Origin of the sequence: Phaeobacter sp. JH20_37 (assembly GCF_048056015.1) — a bacterium.
GTDB lineage: Bacteria > Pseudomonadota > Alphaproteobacteria > Rhodobacterales > Rhodobacteraceae > Phaeobacter > Phaeobacter bryozoorum.
On sequence record NZ_JAYMWW010000013.1, the window covers coordinates 769,885 to 790,808 of the forward strand.

Genomic DNA, 20,924 nt, shown 5'->3' on the forward strand with positions numbered 1-20,924 from the left:
AAGAAACGCGGGGCGCTTACATCCGGAAGACGCCGAATTTGGTCTCTTCGATCGGGGCGTTCAGGGCGGCACTCAGCGACAGGGCCAGCACGTCGCGGCTCTTGCGCGGGTCGATGATGCCGTCGTCCCAAAGCCGCGCCGAGGCGTAAAGCGGGTGGCTCTGCTCCTCGAACATCTCGATGGTGGGGCGTTTGAACTCGGCCTCGTCCTCAGTGCTCCAGCTGCCGCCCATACGTTCGATCGCGTCGCGTTTCACTGTCGCCAGCACGCCCGCCGCCTGCTCGCCACCCATCACCGAGATACGGGAATTCGGCCAGGTCCACAGGAAACGCGGGGAATAGGCGCGGCCCGACATGCCGTAATTGCCAGCACCGAAGGAGCCGCCAACCAGCATCGTAACCTTCGGCACATTGGTGGTGGCCACCGCTGTCACCATCTTGGCGCCGTGGCGGGCAATGCCTTCGTTCTCATATTTGCGGCCGACCATGAAGCCGGTGATGTTTTGCAGGAACACCAGCGGGATCTTGCGCTGGGAGCACAGCTCCACGAAATGCGCGCCTTTCTGGGCGGCTTCGGAGAACAGGACACCGTTGTTGGCGATGATGCCGACCGGGCAGCCCTTCACATGGGCAAAGCCGGTCACAAGGGTCTCGCCAAAGCGCGGCTTGAACTCATCAAAGCGCGAGCCATCGACCAGCCGCGCAATCACCTCGCGGATGTCATAAGGCGTGCGCAGATCGCCCGGCACCACGCCGAGGATTTCCTCGGGGTCGTAGGCGGGTTCCTCTGGGCTGGCCCAGTTCACTGTCAACGGCTTGGTGATATTCAGCGATTGCACCGCGCGCCGCGCCAGTGCCAGCGCATGGGCATCGTCCTCGGCGAGGTAATCCGCCACACCGGAGAGGCGCGTGTGCACATCGCCGCCACCCAGATCCTCGGCGCTGACCACCTCGCCCGTGGCGGCCTTCACCAGCGGCGGGCCCGCGAGGAAGATGGTGCCCTGCTCCTTCACGATGATGGTGACATCCGACATCGCCGGCACATAGGCACCGCCCGCAGTGCAGGAGCCCATGACGACGGCAATCTGCGGGATGCCCTTGGCCGACATCCGCGCCTGATTGTAGAAGATGCGCCCGAAGTGGTCACGGTCGGGGAAGACCTCATCCTGGTTGGGCAGGTTGGCACCACCCGAGTCGACCAGGTAGATGCAGGGCAAACGGTTTTCCTCGGCAATCTCCTGCGCACGAAGGTGCTTCTTCACCGTCATCGGGTAGTAGGTGCCGCCCTTCACGGTGGCGTCGTTGCAGACCACCATGACCTCCTGGCCGTGAACCCGACCGATGCCCGCGATCACGCCCGCCGCAGGAGCGGCGCCGTCATACATGGCGTGCGCCGCAGTGGCGCCGATCTCCAGAAACGGAGAGCCGGGGTCCAAGAGGTTCGCCACCCGGCGGCGCGGCAGCATCTTGCCGCGGCCTTCGTGCCGGGCACGGGACTTCTCGCCGCCCCCCATACGCGCGGCCTCTGCCGCCTCGCTGATCTGCGCAAGCGCGTCCAGATGCGCCGCACGGTTCTGTTTGAAGCCTTCCGAGGAAGGCATCGCCTTGGATGTGAGTTTCATGTCCACTCTCCCATTGTTGGGGTTAGGCTGTGTCCCGTCATACAGGAAGACTTATTGGTTCTGGTTGCGGCACCGTACGCCGGGTGAGCAATACCTATAGTCATTGGCTTGCCTCACCGGTCATTTTCTCACCGCGCATCAGAATTCTTAGTTTGAGCCATTCCAAAAGCGCCTCCGAATAGCGGCACGCTACGTCCGACGGCAGATTGGGGTCCGAAACCTTGGTGCAATCGGGAACCTCACCCAAGGCAGGCATACGCAGACCTGCAGGCCCGCTGCCATCAAGAACACTTTTGTCGAAGCCGGGCATCAGGCTAACGATGCGCGCTCCACCCGCCTCCACCCACGCCGCAGCGCTTTCAACACAGTACTGTAAAGCCTTGTTTTCTTGGCTCATGTTGCACATGCGGACGGCCTGCGAGACGCATTGGGTGTCCATGGGCACCGCATAGCCAACATCGGGGACAAATCCAGTGCATGCACTCAGAAAACCAGCTGTATCAAAAACGGGGGTTTCCTCATTTGCCGCAGTAAGAGGAAAGGGCGCGCCTAAAGCGCAAGCACAGGCTGCAAGAAAGGAAAGGAGCGGCTGTTTCATCAGTTCATCTCCCCCGCTGCCCGCGCCTTCAGTTCCTTGCGGATCACCTTACCGGTCACCGTCATCGGGAGGGCGTCCAAGAACTCCACTTCGCGTGGGTAAGAGTACTTTGCCAGACGGGATTTGACGTAGTCCTGCAGATCCTTCTCGGATGGCGAATGGCCGGGTTTCAGCACCACATAGGCCTTCACGATTTCGGTGCGCAGCTCGTCCGGCTTACCCACCACACCCACGGTTGCCACGGCCGGGTGGGTCATCAGGCAGTCCTCGATCTCGGCCGGGCCGATGCGATAGCCGGCGGAGGTGATGACATCATCCTCGCGGCCCACAAAGCGCAGATAGTCACCCTCCCAGATGCCGCGATCCCCGGTGACCAGCCAGTCGCCATGAAATTTTTCAGCCGTCGCGTCGGGGCGGTTCCAGTATTCAAGCATCATCGACGCCGCGCCCCGGCGCACGGCGACATCGCCCTCAGCACGTGTGGGGGTGCCGTCGGCGTCGATCACCTCGACCACGCACCCCGGAACCGGCCTGCCAATACAGCCCGGACGGACCGGGAAATCAGCGGCGCAGGAGGAAACCGTCATATTGCATTCGGTCTGACCGTAGAATTCGTTGATGGTCACGCCCAGGCTCCGCTGGCCCCAGGCGAGCATCTCTGCGCCCAGGGGCTCTCCACCAGACGCGACCGAGCGCAGACCGTCGAGCCCCTGCCCCGCCGCCTTCAGCAGGCGCAATGCGGTCGGCGGGAAGAAGACGTTGCGCACGTCCCCCCGGCGGATGATGTCGGCGCAAGCCTCCGGCGTAAATTTGTCCAACCGTGCGGCGACAACAGGGACGCCCAGCGCCAGACCCGGCATCAGCACATCGAACAGACCGCCGATCCAGGCCCAGTCCGCAGGGGTCCAGAGGCAATCGCCAGGTTGGCCGAGATGATCATGGCTGATCGCAACACCGGGAAGATGGCCCGCCAAAACCCGGTGCCCGTGCAATGCCCCCTTGGCGCTGCCTGTGGTGCCGGAGGTGTAGATCAACACCGCTGGCGTCTCCGGGGTGGTTTCGACATAGGGCAGCAGATCGCCATTGTGCGCCGGGGTTTCGGTCAGGACCTCCTCCACCAGAAGCGGCTGTGCCAGCTCACCCAGCTGGGCGGCCCCAGCCGTATCGGTCAGCACAAGGTCCAATCCGGCATCGCCGATGCGTGAGGCCAGCGCATCCTGCTGGAACAGCTTGAACAACGGCACCGAGATGGCACCAATCTTCCAGATCGCCAGATGCGCAACTGCGCAGCCGACAGACTGGCTCAGCAGTACACCGACACGATCTCCGGGGGCGACCTGCGCCGACAGGTGGCGGGCCAGCAGGTCCACCTGTCCGCGCAGCATCCCGTAGGTCACATCCCGGCGGTCTACGGTCGTGAGGTCAATCAGCGCAAGCGCATCGTCCGGGTGGTCCAGAGCTTGTTCAGCCATGTTGAGGCGGGCAGGAAACGCCCAGTCGCCTGCGGCCGTCAACCCGGGATATGTCGTCTGCTTGGTCATTAACAGCCCCTCGCAGGTTGCATGGCCGACATGCGTTTTTTCACTGCGTTCCCAAGGGGAAAGCCCGCGCGGGTTTGATCCAGATCAGTGTAACACCCGGCGGATGAGCGCATAGATCCCCCGTACACGAAAGAAGAGGGATAGCCCCAATGACCCGTATGGTTTCCGCCCTGGCTCTTAGCGCTGCACTGGCAGCCCTGGCCGGCCCCGCCCTTGCCCAGTCCCAGGGGGATTGGACCCTTGGCATCGGCATCGCCAACGTCAATCCGAAATCCGACAATGGTACGCTCGCCGGTGCTGCCGCCACGATTGACGACGATACTGCTCTGACCTTCACCGCGGAGTACTTCATCCGCGACAACATCGGGATTGAACTTCTGGCCGCCAGCCCGTTCGAACATGATATTTCTTTGAACGGCGCCTATACCGCGACTACGAAGCATCTGCCGCCGACCCTGTCGGTCAACTATCACTTCCCGACGCAGACTAAGTTCAAACCCTTTGTCGGCGTTGGTATCAACTACACGACCTTCTTTGAGGAAAGCTCGCCCGCGGGGGTTATTTCGCTTGATGACAGCGTCGGGCTGGCGCTGAACCTTGGCGCCGACTGGCAGATCTCGGATCGTGGCGCATTGCGGGTGAACGTCCGCTACATGGATATCGAAACCGATGTGACCCTGAACGGCACCAAGATCGGCACCGCCGAGATTGATCCGGTCACTGTTGGGTTTGGCTACGTTCACCGTTTCTGATCCCTTTGACGAGTAACTGATTAGAACGAGTGGTTCAGGGAGAGGCGGCGCACCTTATGGGGCGCCGCTTTCTCTGTCTTGCGCCTTGCAGGCGTGTTGCATCACCAAGCCGCAAGGCAGCAGTCACCCGGGGCATCTGCCCCGGTGCGGGCTTACATCTGGCCCATCAGCTCGCGGCCGATCAACATCCGGCGGATCTCCGAGGTGCCCGCGCCAATCTCCATCAGCTTGGCATCCCGGAAGATACGGCCCACCGGGTTGTCGGAGAGATAGCCCGCCCCACCAAAGGCCTGCACCGCCTGATGCGCCTGCGTCATGGCCACCTCAGAGGCGTAAAGACAGCAGGCGGCGGCATCCTGGCGGGTCACAGTCCCCTTGTCGCAGGCTTTTGCCACTTCGTAGACATAAGCCCGCGCGGTGTTCATCGCGGTATACATGTCGGCGATCTTGCCCTGCATCAGCTGGAAGTTTCCAATCGGCTGGCCGAATTGTTTGCGTTCTTTCATGTAGGGCATCATCTCATCCATGCAGGCGGCCATGATGCCAGTGCCGATGCCCGCCAAAACGACGCGCTCATAGTCGAGACCAGACATCAGGACGCGCACGCCCTTGCCTTCTTCACCCAGCACATTCTCAAATGGGACCTCGACGTCTTCGAACACCAGTTCGGCGGTATTGGAGCCGCGCATCCCCAGCTTGTCAAAATGCGGCGAGGTCGAGAAGCCCTTGAATTCCTTTTCGATCAGGAAGGCTGTGATCCCCCTGGATCCCGCTTCGGGGTCGGTCTTGGCATAGACCACCAGCGTGTCGGCATCGGGACCGTTCGTGATCCAGTATTTATTGCCGTTCAGGCGGTAGTGATCATTGCGCTTCTCCGCGCGCAGGCTCATCGAGACAACATCGGAGCCGGCGCCTGCCTCGGACATGGCCAGCGCGCCGACGTGTTCGCCGGAAATCAGCCGCGGCAGATATTTTGCCTTTTGTTCGGCATTGCCGTTGAGCTTGATCTGATTGACGCAGAGATTCGAATGCGCGCCATAAGACAGCGACACCGAGGCGCTGGCCCGGGCGATCTCCTCAACCGCGACGGTATGGGCCAGATAGGACATGCCGGCACCGCCGAATTCCTCAGGCACGGTGATACCCAGCAATCCCAGCTCACCCATCTCCTGCCATAGCTCGGCGGGGAATTCGTTTTTCTGATCAATCTCCTGCGCCATTGGCTTGACGCGCTCCTGCGCCCAGCGGTGCACCATGTCGCGCAGGGCATTCACATCTTCGCCCAGATCAAAGGTCATGCTTGCGTTAAACATCGTTTTCTCCCGAAGTCGCCGGTTATTGAACAGTTGTTCATTAATAGCCACATCCCTGGCCTTCAGTCAATAAGATGACACCTCAGGGTGCAGAAATAATCTGAACATACCCGCAGCCACGGAGGTGCGCTTGCCACACTGGCGCCTTACTTTGCGATTAACGCATTGTTTACCAAAAGCAGGCAGAGGCCCGGCGCGATGCAAAATCTGATCATCAACGGAACATTTGACAGCGGCTCCGCCAATTGGAGCGGCACCGACCTGGAGGCCAGCAATACAGAGAGCGCCTATCTCGGGAATGGCTCATCCAATCGCGTAGCCGAAATGGACGGTCAATCCGGCCAGACCACCGTGATGGAGCAGAGTTTTACCGTCACTGCTCCGATCCAGACCACGCTGACGCTGGACGCCGCCCTGCGTACTGCCTCGCTGAGTCAGGCGGGCACTGAGGGATTTACCGTCGAAATTCTGGATGCGAGCGGAGCGGTTATCGCCTCCATGTCGGTGCTGCCGACCACCAGCAGCTTTACCCAGACCAGCCTGAATGTGAATTTCACCAGCCCCGGAGACTACACGCTGCGCCTGACCGAACTTGGCAGCGACGATAGTCTCGGCGCGATCGTCGACAATATCTCGCTCTTGGTATGCTTCTGCAATGGCACCCTGATCGAAACGGCCGACGGTCCCCGCGCCATCGAAACCCTCACGCCGGGCGACATGGTCATGACCGAGGACGGGCTGAAGCCGCTGCGCTGGATTGGCAGGCGGCGTGTCTCGGCGAACGAGATGAGGGACGACCCCAGGCTCCGCCCGGTGCGGATCGAGGCCGGCGCCCTCGGGCCGGGACTGCCCAAGAAACCGCTGCTGGTCTCGCGGCAGCATCGGATGCTGATCCGATCACGCGTGGCGCAGCGCATGTTTGGCCAATTCGAGGTGCTGATCCCGGCCATTCGCCTTACGGCCCTGCCGGGGATCTATGTATCCGCACCGCAGGAGGGCATCGCCTATTTCCACATGCTGTTCGACAACCACGAGATCGTTCTCGCCAATGGTGCCCCCAGCGAAAGCCTGCTGGTCACCGAACCGTCGCTGGCCGCCCTCTCCCCCGCCGCGCGGCAGGAGTTGAAACAGCTGTTTCCGGATCTGGTTGGCGCGGCCCAGCACGGCCCTGCCAGCGCCAGACCCATCCCGCCACAGCCCAGACAAAAGCGGCTTCTGGAACGGATCGGCAAAAACAATCGCGCTGTCGTGGATCCTATCTGAGCCGAGCAGCCAGCCGACCCGTCAGCGCTCTCCGGCCTGGAACACCGCCGCCACCTCAGCCCGGATGATGCGCGCGATCTGCGCACAGTCGGAAAGCGAGAAGGTCAATGGCACCCGCATGTCGATGATCCCGTGCAGCACCCGATCAGTTGCGGGCATTGCCGGTGCCGCCGCATAGCGCCAGCTGTCATAGCGGGAGGTGAATGCGACCGGCTCAGCCGCACCAAACCATTTGAGTTCGACCCCGCGAGCGCTGCACCGGCGCAGCACCTCACGGATCTTGTCAGCCGACCAGTCCAGCAGCAGGAACTGGATGGAGGAGCCGACATATAACTCCGCTTGCGGGCGTTCAACGACCTGCAGGCCGGGCGTGTCTCGCAGCCCTGTCTCGATCTGCTGATAGCGTTCGTTCCAGCGCTGCACCTGCTGGTCCAGTTGCCGCAGCTGCGGGCGCAGGATCGCAGCGCGCAGGTTGTCCATACGGCCCGAAATATTGGGGGTTTCATATTTGATCCGCTCGAACACCTCAGGTCCGGGCGCAGCCCGATGCCGTGAGTAGAGCATATAAGACCCCGACAGCATGATGGCGCGGGCCGCGATTTCGGGGTCCGAGGTGATCATCAGACCACCCTCTCCCGAGTTGACGTGCTTATAGGTCTGGCAGGAATAGCAGCCGACAGCGCCATGACGGCCGGACAGTACCCCGTTCCACCGCGCCCCCATGGTATGAGCGCAGTCCTCGATCACGGTGACACCCGCAGCATCGCAGATGGCCATCAACCGATCCATATCGCAAAGATGCCCCCGCATATGTGACAGCATCAGAACCTTCGGGTGACCATCCGCCGCCAGCTGACGCTCAAGATCCTCAAGATCAAGGGTCAGCGCTTCGGTTACCCCGACATAGACCGGCTGTGCGCCAACAGCGGCAATCGACCCCGGTACGGGCGCGAGGGTGAAGGCATTGGTCAGCACCCTGTCGCCGGGCCGCACCCCGACCGCGCGCAGGGCGGTTGCCAGCGCATAGCCCCCCGACGCCACGGCCAGGGCATAGGGCGCGCCCATCTGTGCCGCAAATTCCTCTTCCAGCAGGGTTACCTCGCCCGCCTCATCCGCTACCACATTGTAGCGATGCAGGCGTCCGTGGCGCATCACCGCGACGGCGGCTTCGATGGCGTCTTCGGGGATGGGTTCCTGCTGGGTAAAGCTACCGCTGAATATCTCTGTCATGGTGTTTTTGTCTGCCCCTGATCACACGAGGTCAAGCCCTGCCATGGACCCACCCGAGAAGACGGCGACGATGTCATGACGACATCGCACGGACGACATCGCCTGACATCAAAGAGGCAGCAAGCGGGCCGCCAGTGCAGGAAGATCCTCAAAACGCTGTAACAGCGCCTCGGGGCGCAGGGCCTCAAGGTCGTCGCCGGACGGACCAAAGGTCACCAGCACCGAGGCCACCCCGGCCGCTGCCGAGGTCTTGCGGTCGGTGTCCGTATCACCGATCAGAATTGTACGCTCAGGATCACCCCCGGCCCGCCGGGCAGCCTCCCGCAGCGGCTCCGGGTCAGGCTTGCGCACCGGCAGCGTATCCGCCCCGACCAGAGAGTGGAACGCATCACGTACGCCCAGACTCTGCATCAGCTTCTCCGCCAGCGCCTCCGGCTTATTGGTGCAGATCCCCACCCGGAACCCGTCGGTTTTCAACTGCTCCACCGCCGCCATGGCGCCCGGATACAACACGGTGTGATGGTCAATCGCATCGCGGTAATACTCCAGAAGCCGCGGATAGTATTCCTCGACGGTTTCTTCACGATACTCCCCGGCGCGTTTCAGCCCGGTGGTCAACATGCTCTTGCCGCCGCGCAGGGCAACCGCAGCATCCCGTGGCAAGGACAGCAGATTCCCCAGTCCCATCTGACGGAAACAGGCATTCGCCGCAGCCAGAAGATCACCGGATGTATCCGCCAAAGTACCATCGAGATCGAAGATAACCGTTCGCATATCTGCCCTCTCTCGGCGCGTTTCCGCCACCGCTTGTTGCAAGCCGCAACCTTGTTTGATGGCGCTTTGCCTTGCGCGCCTGCTGTTAGCGGATAAAACGGGGGCGCTGAAAAGACAAAGAGAAAACATCACATGAGCACCGCCCTCGTCATTCTGGCCGCAGGCAAAGGCACCCGGATGAACTCCGACCTGCCCAAGGTTTTGCATCCCATTGCCCACGCCCCGATGCTGCAACATACGCTGTCCGCCGGTCGCGCGCTGGCCCCCGAGCGCACCATCGTGGTGGCCGGCCACGGCGCGGATTATGTACGGGCAGCCCTGGCCGATATCGACGAAGATGTCGAAATTGTCGTTCAGGAAGAACAGCTTGGCACAGCTCATGCCGTCGCGCAGGCGCGAGAGGCACTGACCGGTTTCGAGGGCGATATCGTCGTGCTTTATGGCGACACGCCCTTTGTCAGCGCCGAAACGCTGGAACATATGATCGCCGCACGGCAGAACGCCGATCTGGTGGTTCTGGGCTTCACCGCAGCTGATCCGGCACGCTATGGTCGCCTGGTCATGAATGGCGACAGCCTGGAACGTATTGTCGAATACAAGGACGCAACCGAGGCCGAGCGCGCGATTGATTTCTGCAATTCCGGGCTGATGGCCGGCAATGCGGCGCAGATGTTTGCGTTGATTGACCGTGTCGACAGCGCCAATGCCTCCGGCGAATATTATCTCACTGATCTTGTGGAGCTGGCCCGCGCCGATGGGCTTCGGGTCACTGCGGTCTCCTGCGATGAGGCCGAGACCCTTGGCATCAATTCCCGCGCGGATCTGGCCGAAGCCGACCGCATCTTCCAGCGCCGTGCACGTGCCGCGCTGATGGAGGATGGCGTCACGCTGATGGATCCTGAGACGGTCTATCTGGCCTTTGACACCGTCATCGGCCGCGACACGATCATCGAGCCCAATGTTGTCTTCGGCCCCGATGTCACGGTCGAAAGCGGCGTCTTCATCCGGTCATTTTCACATTTTGAGGGCTGCCATATCTCGCGCGGCTCCAAGGTCGGCCCCTATGCCCGCCTGCGCCCCGGTGCAGAGCTGGCAGAGAACACCCACATCGGCAATTTCGTTGAGATCAAGAATGCTGAAATTGCCGAGGGCGCCAAGGTCAACCACCTCAGCTACATCGGCGATGCCAGCGTTGGTGCCGGTACCAATATCGGCGCGGGAACGATCACCTGCAACTACGACGGCGTGATGAAACACCGGACCGAAATCGGAGCCGGTGCCTTTATCGGGTCCAACACCATGCTGGTGGCCCCGGTGCGCGTCGGCAATCAGGCCATGACCGCGACCGGAGCCGTGATCACGAAATCCGTCGAGGACGGCGCATTGGCCATTGCGCGCGCCGAGCAACAGAACAAACCCGGGCGGGCGCGCAAGCTGATGGACATGCTGCGCGCCAAGAAGGCCCGTCTTGGCAAAGGAGCCGAATAATGTGTGGCATCGTCGGCGTTCTTGGCAATCATGAAGCGGCCCCAATCCTGGTCAAGGCTCTCGAGCGGCTGGAGTACCGCGGCTATGACAGCGCCGGGATCGCCACCGTCAGTGACGGCGCGCTGGACCGCCGCCGTGCGGTGGGAAAGCTGGTGAACCTTTCCGATCTTCTTGTTCATGAACCGCTGCGAGGCAAATCCGGTATCGGCCATACCCGCTGGGCCACCCATGGGGCGCCGACGGTCAGCAACGCCCACCCGCATCGGGCCGGCAGGGTTGCCGTTGTCCACAATGGCATCATCGAGAACTTCAAAGAGCTGCGTGTGGAGCTGGGTCAGAAAGGCATCACCTTTGAGACCGAGACAGATACCGAAACCGTCGCCCTGCTCTGCGAGGCGCTGATCAGCGACGGCAAGTCCCCGGTCGAAGCGGCGCGCGAAACCGTGTCGCGTCTGGACGGAGCGTTTGCCCTAGCCTTCCTGTTTGAGGGCGAAGAGGATCTGATGATCGCCACCCGCAAGGGTTCGCCGCTTGCCATCGGCCATGGCGAGGGCGAAATGTTCGTCGGGTCGGACGCGATAGCGCTGGCTCCGTTCACCGACCAGATCACCTATCTGGAAGAAGGCGATTTTGCGGTACTGACGCGGACCAGCCTCGATATCTGGGACCAGCGCGGCGCCATCGCCAACCGAGAAAAACGCCAGATCCAGCTGGCAAATGCGCGCGTCGACAAGGACGGCCACAAGCATTTCATGGCCAAGGAAATCGCCGAACAGCCGGTTGCCATTGACCGCGCGCTGAAAGCCTATCTGAGCGAGGATGGCCAGCTGGCGCTGCCGTCCGAGCTGGACTTCACCAGGATCGAGCGGCTGACCATGGTGGCCTGTGGCACCGCCTATTATGCCTGTATGGTTGCGAAATACTGGTTCGAACAGATCGCCCGGATGCCGGTCGAAGTCGATGTCGCCTCTGAGTTCCGCTACCGCGAGCCGCCGGTGTCGGACAAGACGATGGCGCTGTTTGTGTCACAATCGGGAGAGACCGCCGACACCCTGGCCGCCCTGCGCTACATGGACGGCAAGGCGCAGCAGATCGTGGGGCTGGTCAATGTCCCCGAAAGCTCCATCGCGCGGGAAAGCGATGTGCTTCTGCCGCTGCACGCCGGCCCGGAAATCTCTGTTGCCTCGACCAAGGCATTTACCTGCCAGCTGACCATCCTGCTGCTGCTCGCCCTGCGGGCGGCCCAACAGCGCGGCATCGCCCTGCCTGCCGGAATGCCCGACGATCTGCGCGCGCTGCCCGGTCTGATCAACCAGTCACTGACGGGCGCCAAGCAGATCACCGCTACGGCACGCGGGCTGGCGAAGGCACGGGATATCATCTTCCTCGGGCGGGGGCAGCTCTATCCGCTGGCGCTGGAAGGCGCGCTGAAGCTCAAGGAGCTGAGCTATATCCATGCCGAAGGCTACGCCAGCGGCGAGCTGAAACACGGCCCCATCGCGCTCATTGACGAGAAGGTGCCGGTGGTGGTTCTGGCGCCGCGTGATGCACTGTTCGACAAGACAGTGTCAAACATGCAGGAGGTCATGGCACGCGGGGGCAAGGTGATCCTGGTGACCGACACCGAAGGCGCCAAGTTCGCCGGTGATGGCACCCATGAGGTGATCGTGATGCCGCAGGTGCCCGATGCGCTGGCCCCCATCCTCTATGCGGTGCCGGCGCAGCAGATCGCCTATTACACCGCGATCGCCAAGGGCACCGATGTGGACCAGCCCCGCAATCTCGCAAAATCGGTAACGGTGGAATGAGCGATCTGACACTGGAGGTGGCACTGGCCGCGCTGGAGAGCGCCGCCGAGCCTGCGCGCGCGGCTCAGATGGCCAGCTATCACAAGCAGAAGCGCGTTGTGCTGGGGGTTCCGAATCCCACCATCAACAGCCTGAGCCAGGAGTGGCGCAAGCAGCTGAGTTCGGGCGACGATGGGGTTGCCGCGCGCTGCGCGCTGGCGCAGGAGCTCTGGGCCAGCGATGTGTTCGAGGCGCGCATCGCGGCGGCAAAGCTGCTGACTCAGGCGCGGATCAGGGACGACGCACCGGTCTGGGACCTGCTGCAAAGCTGGCTGCCGGATTTTGACAGCTGGGCCATTGCAGACCACGCAGCCTCGGCCATCCAGAAACGCCTTCAGGCTGAGCCCGCACGTCTGGATATCGTCGAGGGCTGGACCGGCTCTGATCACATGTGGAGCCGCCGGGCAGCCCTGGTTGCCACCCTGCCCTGGGCCAAGCTGCCCAACCCAAAAGCTGAAGAACTGGCCGCACGCGAGCGGATCCTCGGCTGGGCCGCTGGCTACGTGCCGGATCGCAACTGGTTCCTTCAGAAATCCATCGCCTGGTGGCTGCGCGATCTGAGCAAACATGACGCTGAGCGCACCCGCGCATTCCTTGCCGAACATGGCGCAGCGATGAAGCCCTTTGCCCGCAAGGAAGCGGCCAAACATCTGCCTGCTGCCAGTCACGCCGACTGAACCGCGCAGGCAGGAATCTCGCAGCAGCTGTTACCAACAAAATAGGCGCGCAGGAGCTATCCTTCGCGCCATTTCTTTTTTGGGGGGGCTCGCCGGAGGTGACGACCTCAGGGCCGATCAGGCGGCAGGCAGGACCTCAACTTCGACCAGCTCCGTCAGCGGCAGCCCAAGTGCGCGCATCGCATCAATCGAAAGCCGACTTCCGGCGCCGGTGTCTCCACCGATGGGACGCAGAGTCAGCGTGACCTCGGTGCCCCGAGGCGAGCGCACGCGCGCCACCTGCGCACTATCGACCAAAGGCGTATCCATCCACAGGCCGGGCTGCGAGGGATCCCCGAGGCTGGCCACGGTTGAGGCGCGCCCGGTATAGCCCGCAGCCGCGCCGACCGGGGCAACCGAACCGTTCGCAGCGTCCAGCGGTGTCTGTTCGACACCCGGCGCCGGCGGGACCGTAGCGGCCGTATCACTGACCGGATCACCAACCGGGCCAGAGGGTCTACCCCCACCCAGAACCGAGGAATTCCACTGCAACTGGCCACAGGCTCCAAGCAGCACGACAGACGACAGGATCAAAACAGAATAACGCATATCGCGACACTAGCTCCGCGCTCACGGCTTTGCCAGCGGCAATCCCGGGTTCGGCCAAACTCAGCCCTTGCCGCAAGCGCCGCCCCGCTTTACCTAAGAAGAATGACAGCGCCACTCATTGATCCCTTCGCCCGCGCCATTACGTATCTGCGCGTTTCGGTCACCGACCGCTGCGATTTTCGCTGCGTCTACTGCATGTCCGAAAACATGACCTTCCTGCCGAAGAAGGATCTTCTGACACTGGAAGAGTTGGATCGCATGTGTTCGACCTTCGTCAATCTTGGTGTTGAGAAACTGCGGATCACCGGTGGTGAGCCACTTGTGCGCCGGGGCATCATGACTTTCTTCCGCGCCATGACCCGGCATCTGGAAAGCGGGGCGTTGAAGGAGCTGACGCTGACCACCAATGGCTCGCAGCTGGAAAAATACGCGCAGGATCTTTATGACGCCGGTGTGCGGCGGGTGAATGTCTCGCTCGATACCATCGACGAGGCCAAATTTGCCGAGATCACCCGCTGGGGCCGCCTGCCCCAGGTGCTGCGCGGGATTGATGCGGCCCAGAAGGCCGGGCTGCGGATCAAGATCAACGCTGTTGCCCTGAAAGGCTTCAACGAGGACGAGCTGCCCGCCATCACCCGCTGGTGCGCCGAGCGCGATATGGATCTGACCTGGATCGAGGTCATGCCGATGGGCGATATCGGCAATGAAAACCGACTGGGTCAATATTGGTCGCTGAAAGACGTGCGCCGCGCCTATGAGGATCACTACAGCGTCACTGATCTGACCGAACGGACCGGCGGACCGGCGCGCTATGTCCGCCTGGAGGAGAGCGGCCAGAAGATCGGATTTATCACGCCGCTGTCGCATAACTTCTGCGAAAGCTGCAACCGGGTGCGCCTGACCTGCACCGGTGAGCTATACATGTGCCTGGGGCAGGAAGACATGGCGGACCTGCGCGCACCGCTACGGGATCACCCCGAGGATGATCAGGCGCTGGAAGCGGCCATACGGGCTGCGATCACGCTCAAGCCCAAGGGCCATGATTTCGACTATTCCCGGCAAAAACTGGACGGGCAGATGCCACGCCACATGAGCCATACCGGCGGCTGACATGGCCAGCCGCAGGACCAGCGCGCCGACGCTGCTGTTTCACCTCTACCGTGGCGTCACTGCGCTGCTGGCACCATTCGCGTTTCGCAAGGTGGCGGGCAAGCTCGCCGACCATGGCGTTTCTCCCACACGGCAGCGCGAGCGTCTGGGCTATGCCAGCCAGCCGCGCCCGACCCCACGCGGACCGGACGGCAGGCCTGCGCCTCTGCTTTGGTTGCACGGGGCCTCGGTCGGTGAAAGCCTCGCAGCGCTCAGCCTGATTGACAAACTGGCCCCACGGCTGCCCGGCGCGGAGTTTCTGCTGACCTCCGGCACCGCCAGCTCGGCTGAGATGATGGCCAAGCGTATGCCCGCCAACTGTCGCCACCAGTTCGCCCCGCTGGATGCCACCGCCCCGGTCGATCGGTTCCTGCGCCATTGGCAGCCCGACGCAGCGCTTTTTGTCGAAAGCGAGCTTTGGCCGGTAACGCTCCATGCCGCTGAACAGGCTGCTGTGCGGCTCGCGCTGGTCAATGCCCGCCTCTCGGCCCGGTCTGTGGCGCGGTGGAAATCGAAACCGGCCACCGCGGCGTTTGTGATGCAGAAGTTTGATCTGCTGCTCAGCCAGAACCCGCAGATGGGGGAAAGCCTGATCGAGCTGGGCGCCGCACCGGACAAAGTCCATCCCAGCGGCAACCTCAAGGCCGGTTCCGCTCCGCTGCCCGTCGATCAGGCGGCCCTTGATGCGGTCCGCGCAGAGCTTGGCGAGCGCCCGCTCTGGGTGGCCAGCTCCACGCACCGGGGCGAGGAAGAGACGGTGATCACCGCGCATAAGGCGCTGCTGGCCGAGGACCCGGACATCTGCCTGCTGCTGGCCCCCCGCCACCCGGAACGAGCCGAGGACATCATCGCGCTGATCGAGCAGGCAGGCCTCAGCGTTGCGCGCCGTAGCGCCGGTCAGCTGCTGACAGCGGATACCCAGGTCTATCTTGCCGACACATTGGGCGAAGTCGGCACCTGGTATGCGCTGTCGCCCATCGTGTTTCTTGGTGGCTCCCTTGCGCCCATCGGCGGCCATAACCCCTTTGAGGTGGCACAGGCAGGCGCTGCCGTGATCACGGGTCCGGGATACTCCAACTTCGCCGAGACCTATCCGCCGTTGATCAGCGCGGGCGGCGCGGTCGAGGTCAATGATGCCAAGGGGCTAGCAGGTGCCGTCAGCCACTGGATGGAAGATGATGCCGCCCTCAACGCAGCGCGCGACGCGGCCCGTGGCGTGGTCGCGGCACAGGCGGCAGCGCTTGATGGCGTGGTTGATCTGCTGATCGACAATCTGGCGCTGTCGCCCGCCCGCCAGCCCCATTGAACGGGACCCGTAGATGGCCGACCTTCTTGTCACCAATTTCAATCGCAACTTCACCGGCGTTTCGGCAACCGCCGCCAATGTGATCCGTCAGCAGGCGGGCCGCTATGATATGGCGCTCGTCGGACGCGCCCTGCCCGGCTGCCCCGACCCCATCAGCATCGCCGCTGCCCGCGCGGCCTCACGCAGGCATGATCCCGCCAAACCCTTTGCCATCTGGCATGTGAGGCGCAACACCGAAATGCGCGCGGCGATCTGGGCGCGCGACGTCCTGAGGCTGCCTATCCGCATTGTCTTCACCTCGGCGGCGCAGCGGCGCCACTCGGCCTTTCCCCGCTGGCTGATCTCGCGCATGGACGCTGTGATCGCCACCACCGAGGCCGCAGCGGCCTATGTCCCGCATGTCCGCGCGGTGGTGCCACATGGCGTCGATACAGATCTGTTCACACCGGCGGAAAACCGCAGTTCCGCCTGGGCCGCGCTGGGGTATGGAGGCCAGCAGGGGATTGCCACCATCGGGCGCATTCGCCCCGAGAAGGGCACCGATCTATTCGTGGACGCCATGCTGCGCCTGCTGCCGGATCACCCCGGTCTGGTGGCTCTGGTGGTCGGCCGCGCCGCGCGGGAGCATCAGGGCTTTCTGAAGGGGCTGCAGGCCCGGATTGCGGCGGCTGGCCTTGGCGATCGCATCCTCTTTCCCGGCGAAATTCCGGCTGGCGATCTGCCGCGTGTGATACGGGCGCTGTCCTTGGTGATGCAGCTGCCGCGCTATGAGGGCTATGGCATGGCTCCGCTGGAGGGGCTGGCAAGCGGCGTCCCCTTTGTCGGGTCAGACACAGGCTACTACCGCGCGTTCTCCGCACAGGGAACGGTTGGGACGGTGGTGCCGCTGGGAGCTGCCGAGGCCGCGGCGGCAGCGGCAGATCGCCTGCTGTCGACACCCGATCAGCTGCTGGATTTCGGGCGCGCCGGGCGTGACCTCGCGGTAACGACCTTCAGCGCAAGCGCCGAGGCCGATGGGATCGACGCGGTCTATCAGGACCTCTGGTCCGCAGGCTGATCCAGCTCCCCTCCCCCGGCCAGAACACAAATTGCCTGCCCCGATGGGACAGGCAAGCAGGTCACCGACTGGATGACGGGCTGATCAGGCAGCAGGCATGCGCTGCTCGACGACTTCGGCCCACCAGCTACAGCCCGCCGGGATCGCCTCATCGTTGAAGTTGTACTCCGGGTGGTGCACGGCGGCGGTATCGCCGTTGCCGACCAGAATATAGGCACCGGGGCGCTCTTCCAGCATGAAGGCAAAGTCTTCGCCCCCCATCACCAGCGGCGCGTCATCGCAGCTGCCGGAGATGTCGCGGGCCACTTTGGCTGCAAATTCGGTCTGTTCTTCATGATTGACCATCACCGGGTAGCCGCGGTGATAGGTCACCTCAGCCGTGCCGCCATAGGTCGCTGCCACACCGGCACAGATCTCTTTGATGCGCTTCTCCGCAAGATCCCGCATATCGCCCGACATCGTACGCACGGTGCCTTTGATCTGGACACTCTGCGGGATCACATTGAACGCCTTGGAGGAGGTTTCAAAGGAGGTTACGGACACAACGATCTGATGCACCGGGTCTGCATTGCGCGAGGCGATGGTTTGCAGCGCCAGCACCGCCTGCGCCGTCATCACGGTGGTGTCGATGGTTTCCTGCGGCTTTGCGGCATGGCCACCGCGCCCTTCAAAGGTGATGTCGAACTGGTCCGTCGCTGCAAAGAAAGCACCCGGGCGGATCGCAAAGGATCCAACCGGCCGACCCGGCCAGTTGTGCATCCCATAGACCTCCTGGATATTCCAGCGATCCATCATGCCGTCGTCGCACATTTCCTTGCCGCCGCCGCCGCCTTCTTCGGCGGGCTGGAAGATCACCACGACAGTACCGTCGAAATTGCGGGTCTCAGACAGGTATTTGGCCGCCCCCAGCAGCATCGCAGTATGGCCGTCATGGCCACAGGCATGCATCGCGCCATCGGTTTTGGAGGCATAATCCAGACCGGTCTGCTCATGGATCGGCAGCGCGTCCATATCGGCGCGCAGACCGATGACCTTGCCGGAGCTGTCAGACTTGCCCTTGATCACGCCCACAACACCGGTCCGGCCAATGCCGGTGACAATCTCGTCGCAGCCGAATTCTTTCAGCTTCTCAGCGACCAGAGCGCTGGTGCGATGGGTCTCGAACAGGATTTCGGGGTTTTCATGAATGTCACGGCGCCAGGCGGTGACTTCCTCTTGCAGTTCGGCAAAGCGGTTCTTCACAGGCATGATAATATCCTCTTTTTTGCTCAATGCGCCGACCGTCATGGTCTGCGCCGTATTCGGGTAATTGGATCAGGGCGCAGCGCGCCTGCCCGTCAGGGCAGCGGCAGGCGCTGCTCAATCAGGGTGACAAACCAGCTGCATCCGCTGGGAATTGCGTCATCGTTGAAATCATAGGCCGGGTGATGCAGCCCAGCAGAGGGACCATTGCCGACGCGGATCATCGCACCGGGGCGTTCCTCCAGCATAAAGGAGAAGTCCTCGCCCCCCATCGCCAGGGACACCTCCGCGCAACGACCGGCCACAGCAACCGCAGCCGCATGGGCATATTCGGTTGCGGCAGCGTCATTGATGGTCACCGGCACGCCGTTCACGAACTCCACCTCCGCCGAACCGCCAAAGCTCTGCGCGATACCGGCAGTCACCGCGCGCAGCCGTTCCGGGATTTGCGCCCGAACGTCCGGAGAATGGGTGCGAATGGTGCCCTTTACCTCGGCCCGGTCGGGAATGATGTTATAGGCCTTCGATGACGTTTCTGCCGAGGTGACCGATAGAACTGCCTGCATCACCGGATCGACGTTCCGCGACACGATGGATTGCAGGGCGGTGATCAGCTGACACATCATCACCGTGGTATCGACGGTTTCCTGCGGTTTGGCAGCATGGCCGCCGCGCCCCTGAAGACGGATGATAAACTCGTCGACCGATGCCAGAATGGGGCCGGGCCGCAGCGCGAATTGGCCCAGCTCCAGCCCCGGCGAATTGTGGATGGCATAGACCTCGTCGATGCCGAAACGGTCCATCAGCCCATCCTTGCACATGGCCTCCGCACCGTTGCCGCCCTCTTCTGCGGGCTGAAAGATCACCACCGCCGCACCATCGAAATTGCGCGTCTCCGCCAGATATTTCGCAGCCCCGAGCAACATCGCAGTATGACCGTCATGGCCGCAGGCGTGCATTGCCCCGTCGATCTTCGACGCATGTGGCAGGCCGGTATCCTCCGCCATAGGAAGTGCATCCATATCGGCCCGCAGGCCGATCACGCGGCCCTGCGTGTCGCTGCGCCCCCGGATCACCCCGACAACCCCGGTCCTGCCAATACCGGTCACCACCTCGTCACAGCCAAAGGCCCGCAGTTTCTCGGCAACCAGCGCGCTGGTGCGGTGCGTCTCATACAGAATTTCGGGGTGCTGGTGGATATCCCGACGCCAGGCGGTGATTTCAGCGTGCATTTCGGCAAAGCGGTTCTTCACGGGCATCGGATAATCCTCAGGCTGCGGGCAGACGTCGTTCGACCAGTTCGGCAAACCAGCTACATCCGAGCGGAATTGCCTCATCGTCGAAATCATAGGCCGGGTGGTGGCACATGGCGGTGTCGCCATTGCCGAGGAAGATATAGGCGCCCGGACGTTCTTCCAGCATATAGGCGAAGTCTTCGGAGGGCATGATCGGGTCGGTGTCATCGCTGACCTTGGCCGCAACAGCGCGCGCGGCCTCAACCGCGTATCCGGTCTCAGCCTCAGTATTTACGGTGACCGGATAGCCCGGCGTCCAGATGACCTCGGCATGGGCGCCATAGGCAGAGGCGATATCCTCGGCAATGCGGCGCACACGGGTCTCGGCCTGACCGCGGCACTCCGTTTCCAACGTCCGCACCGTCCCCTGCAGACGCGCAGTATGGGCAATGACATTAGAGGCGGTACTGTCTGTCTCAAATGTGCCAACGGTCAGCACCACACGTTTCAGCGGGTCGATATTGCGCGCCACGATAGACTGGAGCGAGACCACGATCTGTGCCGCGACCAGCGTGGTATCAATCGCCTCATGCGGGGTTGCTGCATGGCCGCCGACCCCAGTCACCCTGATCTCGAACTCATCGGAGGAGGCAAGCAGAGGCCCGGACCGGATGGCAAATTCGCCCACAGGAATCCCCGGAGCATTGTGCAGGCCATAGACTTCCTGAATGTTCCAGCGATCCATCATGCCATCGTCACACATCGCCTTGCCCCCGGCGCCGCCTTCTTCGGCGGGCTGGAAGATCAGCACAACCTTGCCGTCGAAATTGCGGGTCTCGGCCAGGTATTTGGCGGTGCCGAGCAGGATAGAGGTATGACCGTCATGGCCACAGGCGTGCATCAGCCCCGGTGTCTGCGACGCATAGTCCAGCCCGGTCGCCTCGGTGATGGGAAGCGCGTCCATATCCGCGCGCAGGCCAATGACCCGGCCAGAGGTGTTCGCCTTGCCCTCGATCACAGCGACAACCCCGGTCCGGCCAATCCCGGTGGTGATGTCTGTGATGCCAAAGCTGCGTAGCTTTTCCTCGACGAAGGCCGCTGTCTTATGCACCTCATAGAGCAGCTCGGGCATCTGATGCAGGTGACGTCGCCAGCCGGTGATTTCGGCGTGCATTTCGGACAGGCGATTCTTGATCGGCATGGGTGTCTCCCTACACTTGATCCGTCGTTCCCCAACCGCACC

At 62.7% G+C, this 20,924-nt stretch carries 18 protein-coding genes; 8 read left to right on the forward strand and 10 right to left on the reverse strand.

Going from position 1 to position 20,924, the window contains the following annotated elements:
* Window positions 1-16 precede the first annotated feature (16 nt).
* The 3 genes from VWZ87_RS08545 to VWZ87_RS08555 all read right to left on the reverse strand — a co-directional run bounded on the left by VWZ87_RS08545 (window position 17) and on the right by VWZ87_RS08555 (window position 3,760).
* A complete protein-coding gene (locus VWZ87_RS08545) occupies window positions 17-1,621 on the reverse strand; it encodes a carboxyl transferase domain-containing protein (RefSeq protein WP_416536808.1) in 1,605 nt (534 codons plus the stop codon).
* A 100-nt stretch (window positions 1,622-1,721) separates the two neighbouring features.
* Window positions 1,722-2,219: a hypothetical protein gene (locus tag VWZ87_RS08550; protein WP_416536807.1), complete on the reverse strand. Its 498-nt coding sequence runs from the start codon at window positions 2,217-2,219 to the stop codon at window positions 1,722-1,724.
* On the reverse strand, window positions 2,219-3,760 hold the full coding sequence (locus VWZ87_RS08555) for an AMP-binding protein (RefSeq protein ID WP_416536806.1): 1,542 nt from the start codon (window positions 3,758-3,760) through the stop codon (window positions 2,219-2,221). The genes VWZ87_RS08550 and VWZ87_RS08555 overlap by 1 nt, the downstream gene beginning before the upstream one ends.
* A 149-nt stretch (window positions 3,761-3,909) precedes the next feature.
* Here VWZ87_RS08555 and VWZ87_RS08560 point away from each other — a divergent pair, with 149 nt between their 5' ends.
* Window positions 3,910-4,512, forward strand: a complete 603-nt coding sequence (locus VWZ87_RS08560; RefSeq protein ID WP_416536805.1) for an OmpW/AlkL family protein — start codon at window positions 3,910-3,912, stop codon at window positions 4,510-4,512.
* 152 nt (window positions 4,513-4,664) lie between these two features.
* On the opposite strand, the gene VWZ87_RS08565 is transcribed toward VWZ87_RS08560, so the two are convergent.
* The gene (locus VWZ87_RS08565; protein ID WP_416536804.1) at window positions 4,665-5,825 is read right to left on the reverse strand and encodes an isovaleryl-CoA dehydrogenase; all 1,161 of its coding nucleotides are present in this window, start codon (window positions 5,823-5,825) and stop codon (window positions 4,665-4,667) included.
* 198 nt (window positions 5,826-6,023) lie between these two features.
* Here VWZ87_RS08565 and VWZ87_RS08570 point away from each other — a divergent pair, with 198 nt between their 5' ends.
* The gene (locus VWZ87_RS08570; protein ID WP_340545106.1) at window positions 6,024-7,088 is read left to right on the forward strand and encodes a Hint domain-containing protein; all 1,065 of its coding nucleotides are present in this window, start codon (window positions 6,024-6,026) and stop codon (window positions 7,086-7,088) included.
* Window positions 7,089-7,109: 21 nt separating this feature from the next.
* Here VWZ87_RS08570 and VWZ87_RS08575 read toward each other — a convergent pair whose 3' ends face one another.
* Together VWZ87_RS08575 and VWZ87_RS08580 are read right to left on the reverse strand one after the other, a co-directional pair.
* On the reverse strand, window positions 7,110-8,318 hold the full coding sequence (locus VWZ87_RS08575; RefSeq protein WP_416536803.1) for a DegT/DnrJ/EryC1/StrS family aminotransferase: 1,209 nt from the start codon (window positions 8,316-8,318) through the stop codon (window positions 7,110-7,112).
* 108 nt (window positions 8,319-8,426) lie between these two features.
* On the reverse strand, window positions 8,427-9,092 hold the full coding sequence (locus tag VWZ87_RS08580) for an HAD-IA family hydrolase (RefSeq protein WP_416536802.1): 666 nt from the start codon (window positions 9,090-9,092) through the stop codon (window positions 8,427-8,429).
* Window positions 9,093-9,224: 132 nt separating this feature from the next.
* On the opposite strand from VWZ87_RS08580, the gene glmU reads away from it, so the two are divergent.
* Genes glmU through VWZ87_RS08595 form a run of 3 tightly spaced genes read left to right on the forward strand, consistent with a single transcriptional unit; the run spans window position 9,225 to window position 13,104 of the window.
* The gene (glmU, locus tag VWZ87_RS08585; protein ID WP_416536801.1) at window positions 9,225-10,580 is read left to right on the forward strand and encodes a bifunctional UDP-N-acetylglucosamine diphosphorylase/glucosamine-1-phosphate N-acetyltransferase GlmU; all 1,356 of its coding nucleotides are present in this window, start codon (window positions 9,225-9,227) and stop codon (window positions 10,578-10,580) included.
* A complete protein-coding gene (glmS, locus tag VWZ87_RS08590) occupies window positions 10,580-12,388 on the forward strand; it encodes a glutamine--fructose-6-phosphate transaminase (isomerizing) (RefSeq protein WP_416536800.1) in 1,809 nt (602 codons plus the stop codon). The genes glmU and glmS overlap by 1 nt, the downstream gene beginning before the upstream one ends.
* The gene (locus VWZ87_RS08595; RefSeq protein WP_416536799.1) at window positions 12,385-13,104 is read left to right on the forward strand and encodes a DNA alkylation repair protein; all 720 of its coding nucleotides are present in this window, start codon (window positions 12,385-12,387) and stop codon (window positions 13,102-13,104) included. Before glmS ends, VWZ87_RS08595 begins: the two co-directional genes overlap by 4 nt.
* A gap of 117 nt (window positions 13,105-13,221) precedes the next feature.
* Here VWZ87_RS08595 and VWZ87_RS08600 read toward each other — a convergent pair whose 3' ends face one another.
* Window positions 13,222-13,692 carry a hypothetical protein gene (locus VWZ87_RS08600; protein WP_416536798.1) on the reverse strand — a complete coding sequence of 157 codons (471 nt, stop codon included), beginning with the start codon at window positions 13,690-13,692 and terminating at the stop codon, window positions 13,222-13,224.
* A 102-nt stretch (window positions 13,693-13,794) separates the two neighbouring features.
* On the opposite strand from VWZ87_RS08600, the gene moaA reads away from it, so the two are divergent.
* Genes moaA through VWZ87_RS08615 form a run of 3 tightly spaced genes read left to right on the forward strand, consistent with a single transcriptional unit; the run spans window position 13,795 to window position 17,204 of the window.
* A complete protein-coding gene (gene moaA, locus VWZ87_RS08605) occupies window positions 13,795-14,802 on the forward strand; it encodes a GTP 3',8-cyclase MoaA (RefSeq protein ID WP_340545099.1) in 1,008 nt (335 codons plus the stop codon).
* Between the two features lies 1 nt (window position 14,803).
* On the forward strand, window positions 14,804-16,147 hold the full coding sequence (locus VWZ87_RS08610) for a 3-deoxy-D-manno-octulosonic acid transferase (RefSeq protein ID WP_416536797.1): 1,344 nt from the start codon (window positions 14,804-14,806) through the stop codon (window positions 16,145-16,147).
* A gap of 13 nt (window positions 16,148-16,160) precedes the next feature.
* Window positions 16,161-17,204: a glycosyltransferase family 4 protein gene (locus VWZ87_RS08615; protein ID WP_416536796.1), complete on the forward strand. Its 1,044-nt coding sequence runs from the start codon at window positions 16,161-16,163 to the stop codon at window positions 17,202-17,204.
* 84 nt (window positions 17,205-17,288) lie between these two features.
* Here VWZ87_RS08615 and VWZ87_RS08620 read toward each other — a convergent pair whose 3' ends face one another.
* The 3 genes from VWZ87_RS08620 to VWZ87_RS08630 all read right to left on the reverse strand — a co-directional run bounded on the left by VWZ87_RS08620 (window position 17,289) and on the right by VWZ87_RS08630 (window position 20,882).
* Window positions 17,289-18,452 carry a M20 aminoacylase family protein gene (locus VWZ87_RS08620; RefSeq protein WP_416536795.1) on the reverse strand — a complete coding sequence of 388 codons (1,164 nt, stop codon included), beginning with the start codon at window positions 18,450-18,452 and terminating at the stop codon, window positions 17,289-17,291.
* Window positions 18,453-18,541: 89 nt separating this feature from the next.
* Window positions 18,542-19,705, reverse strand: coding sequence for a M20 aminoacylase family protein (locus VWZ87_RS08625; RefSeq protein ID WP_416536794.1), 1,164 nt, complete (start codon window positions 19,703-19,705; stop codon window positions 18,542-18,544).
* A 10-nt stretch (window positions 19,706-19,715) separates the two neighbouring features.
* On the reverse strand, window positions 19,716-20,882 hold the full coding sequence (locus VWZ87_RS08630; RefSeq protein WP_416536793.1) for a M20 aminoacylase family protein: 1,167 nt from the start codon (window positions 20,880-20,882) through the stop codon (window positions 19,716-19,718).
* Window positions 20,883-20,924: the final 42 nt, after the last annotated feature.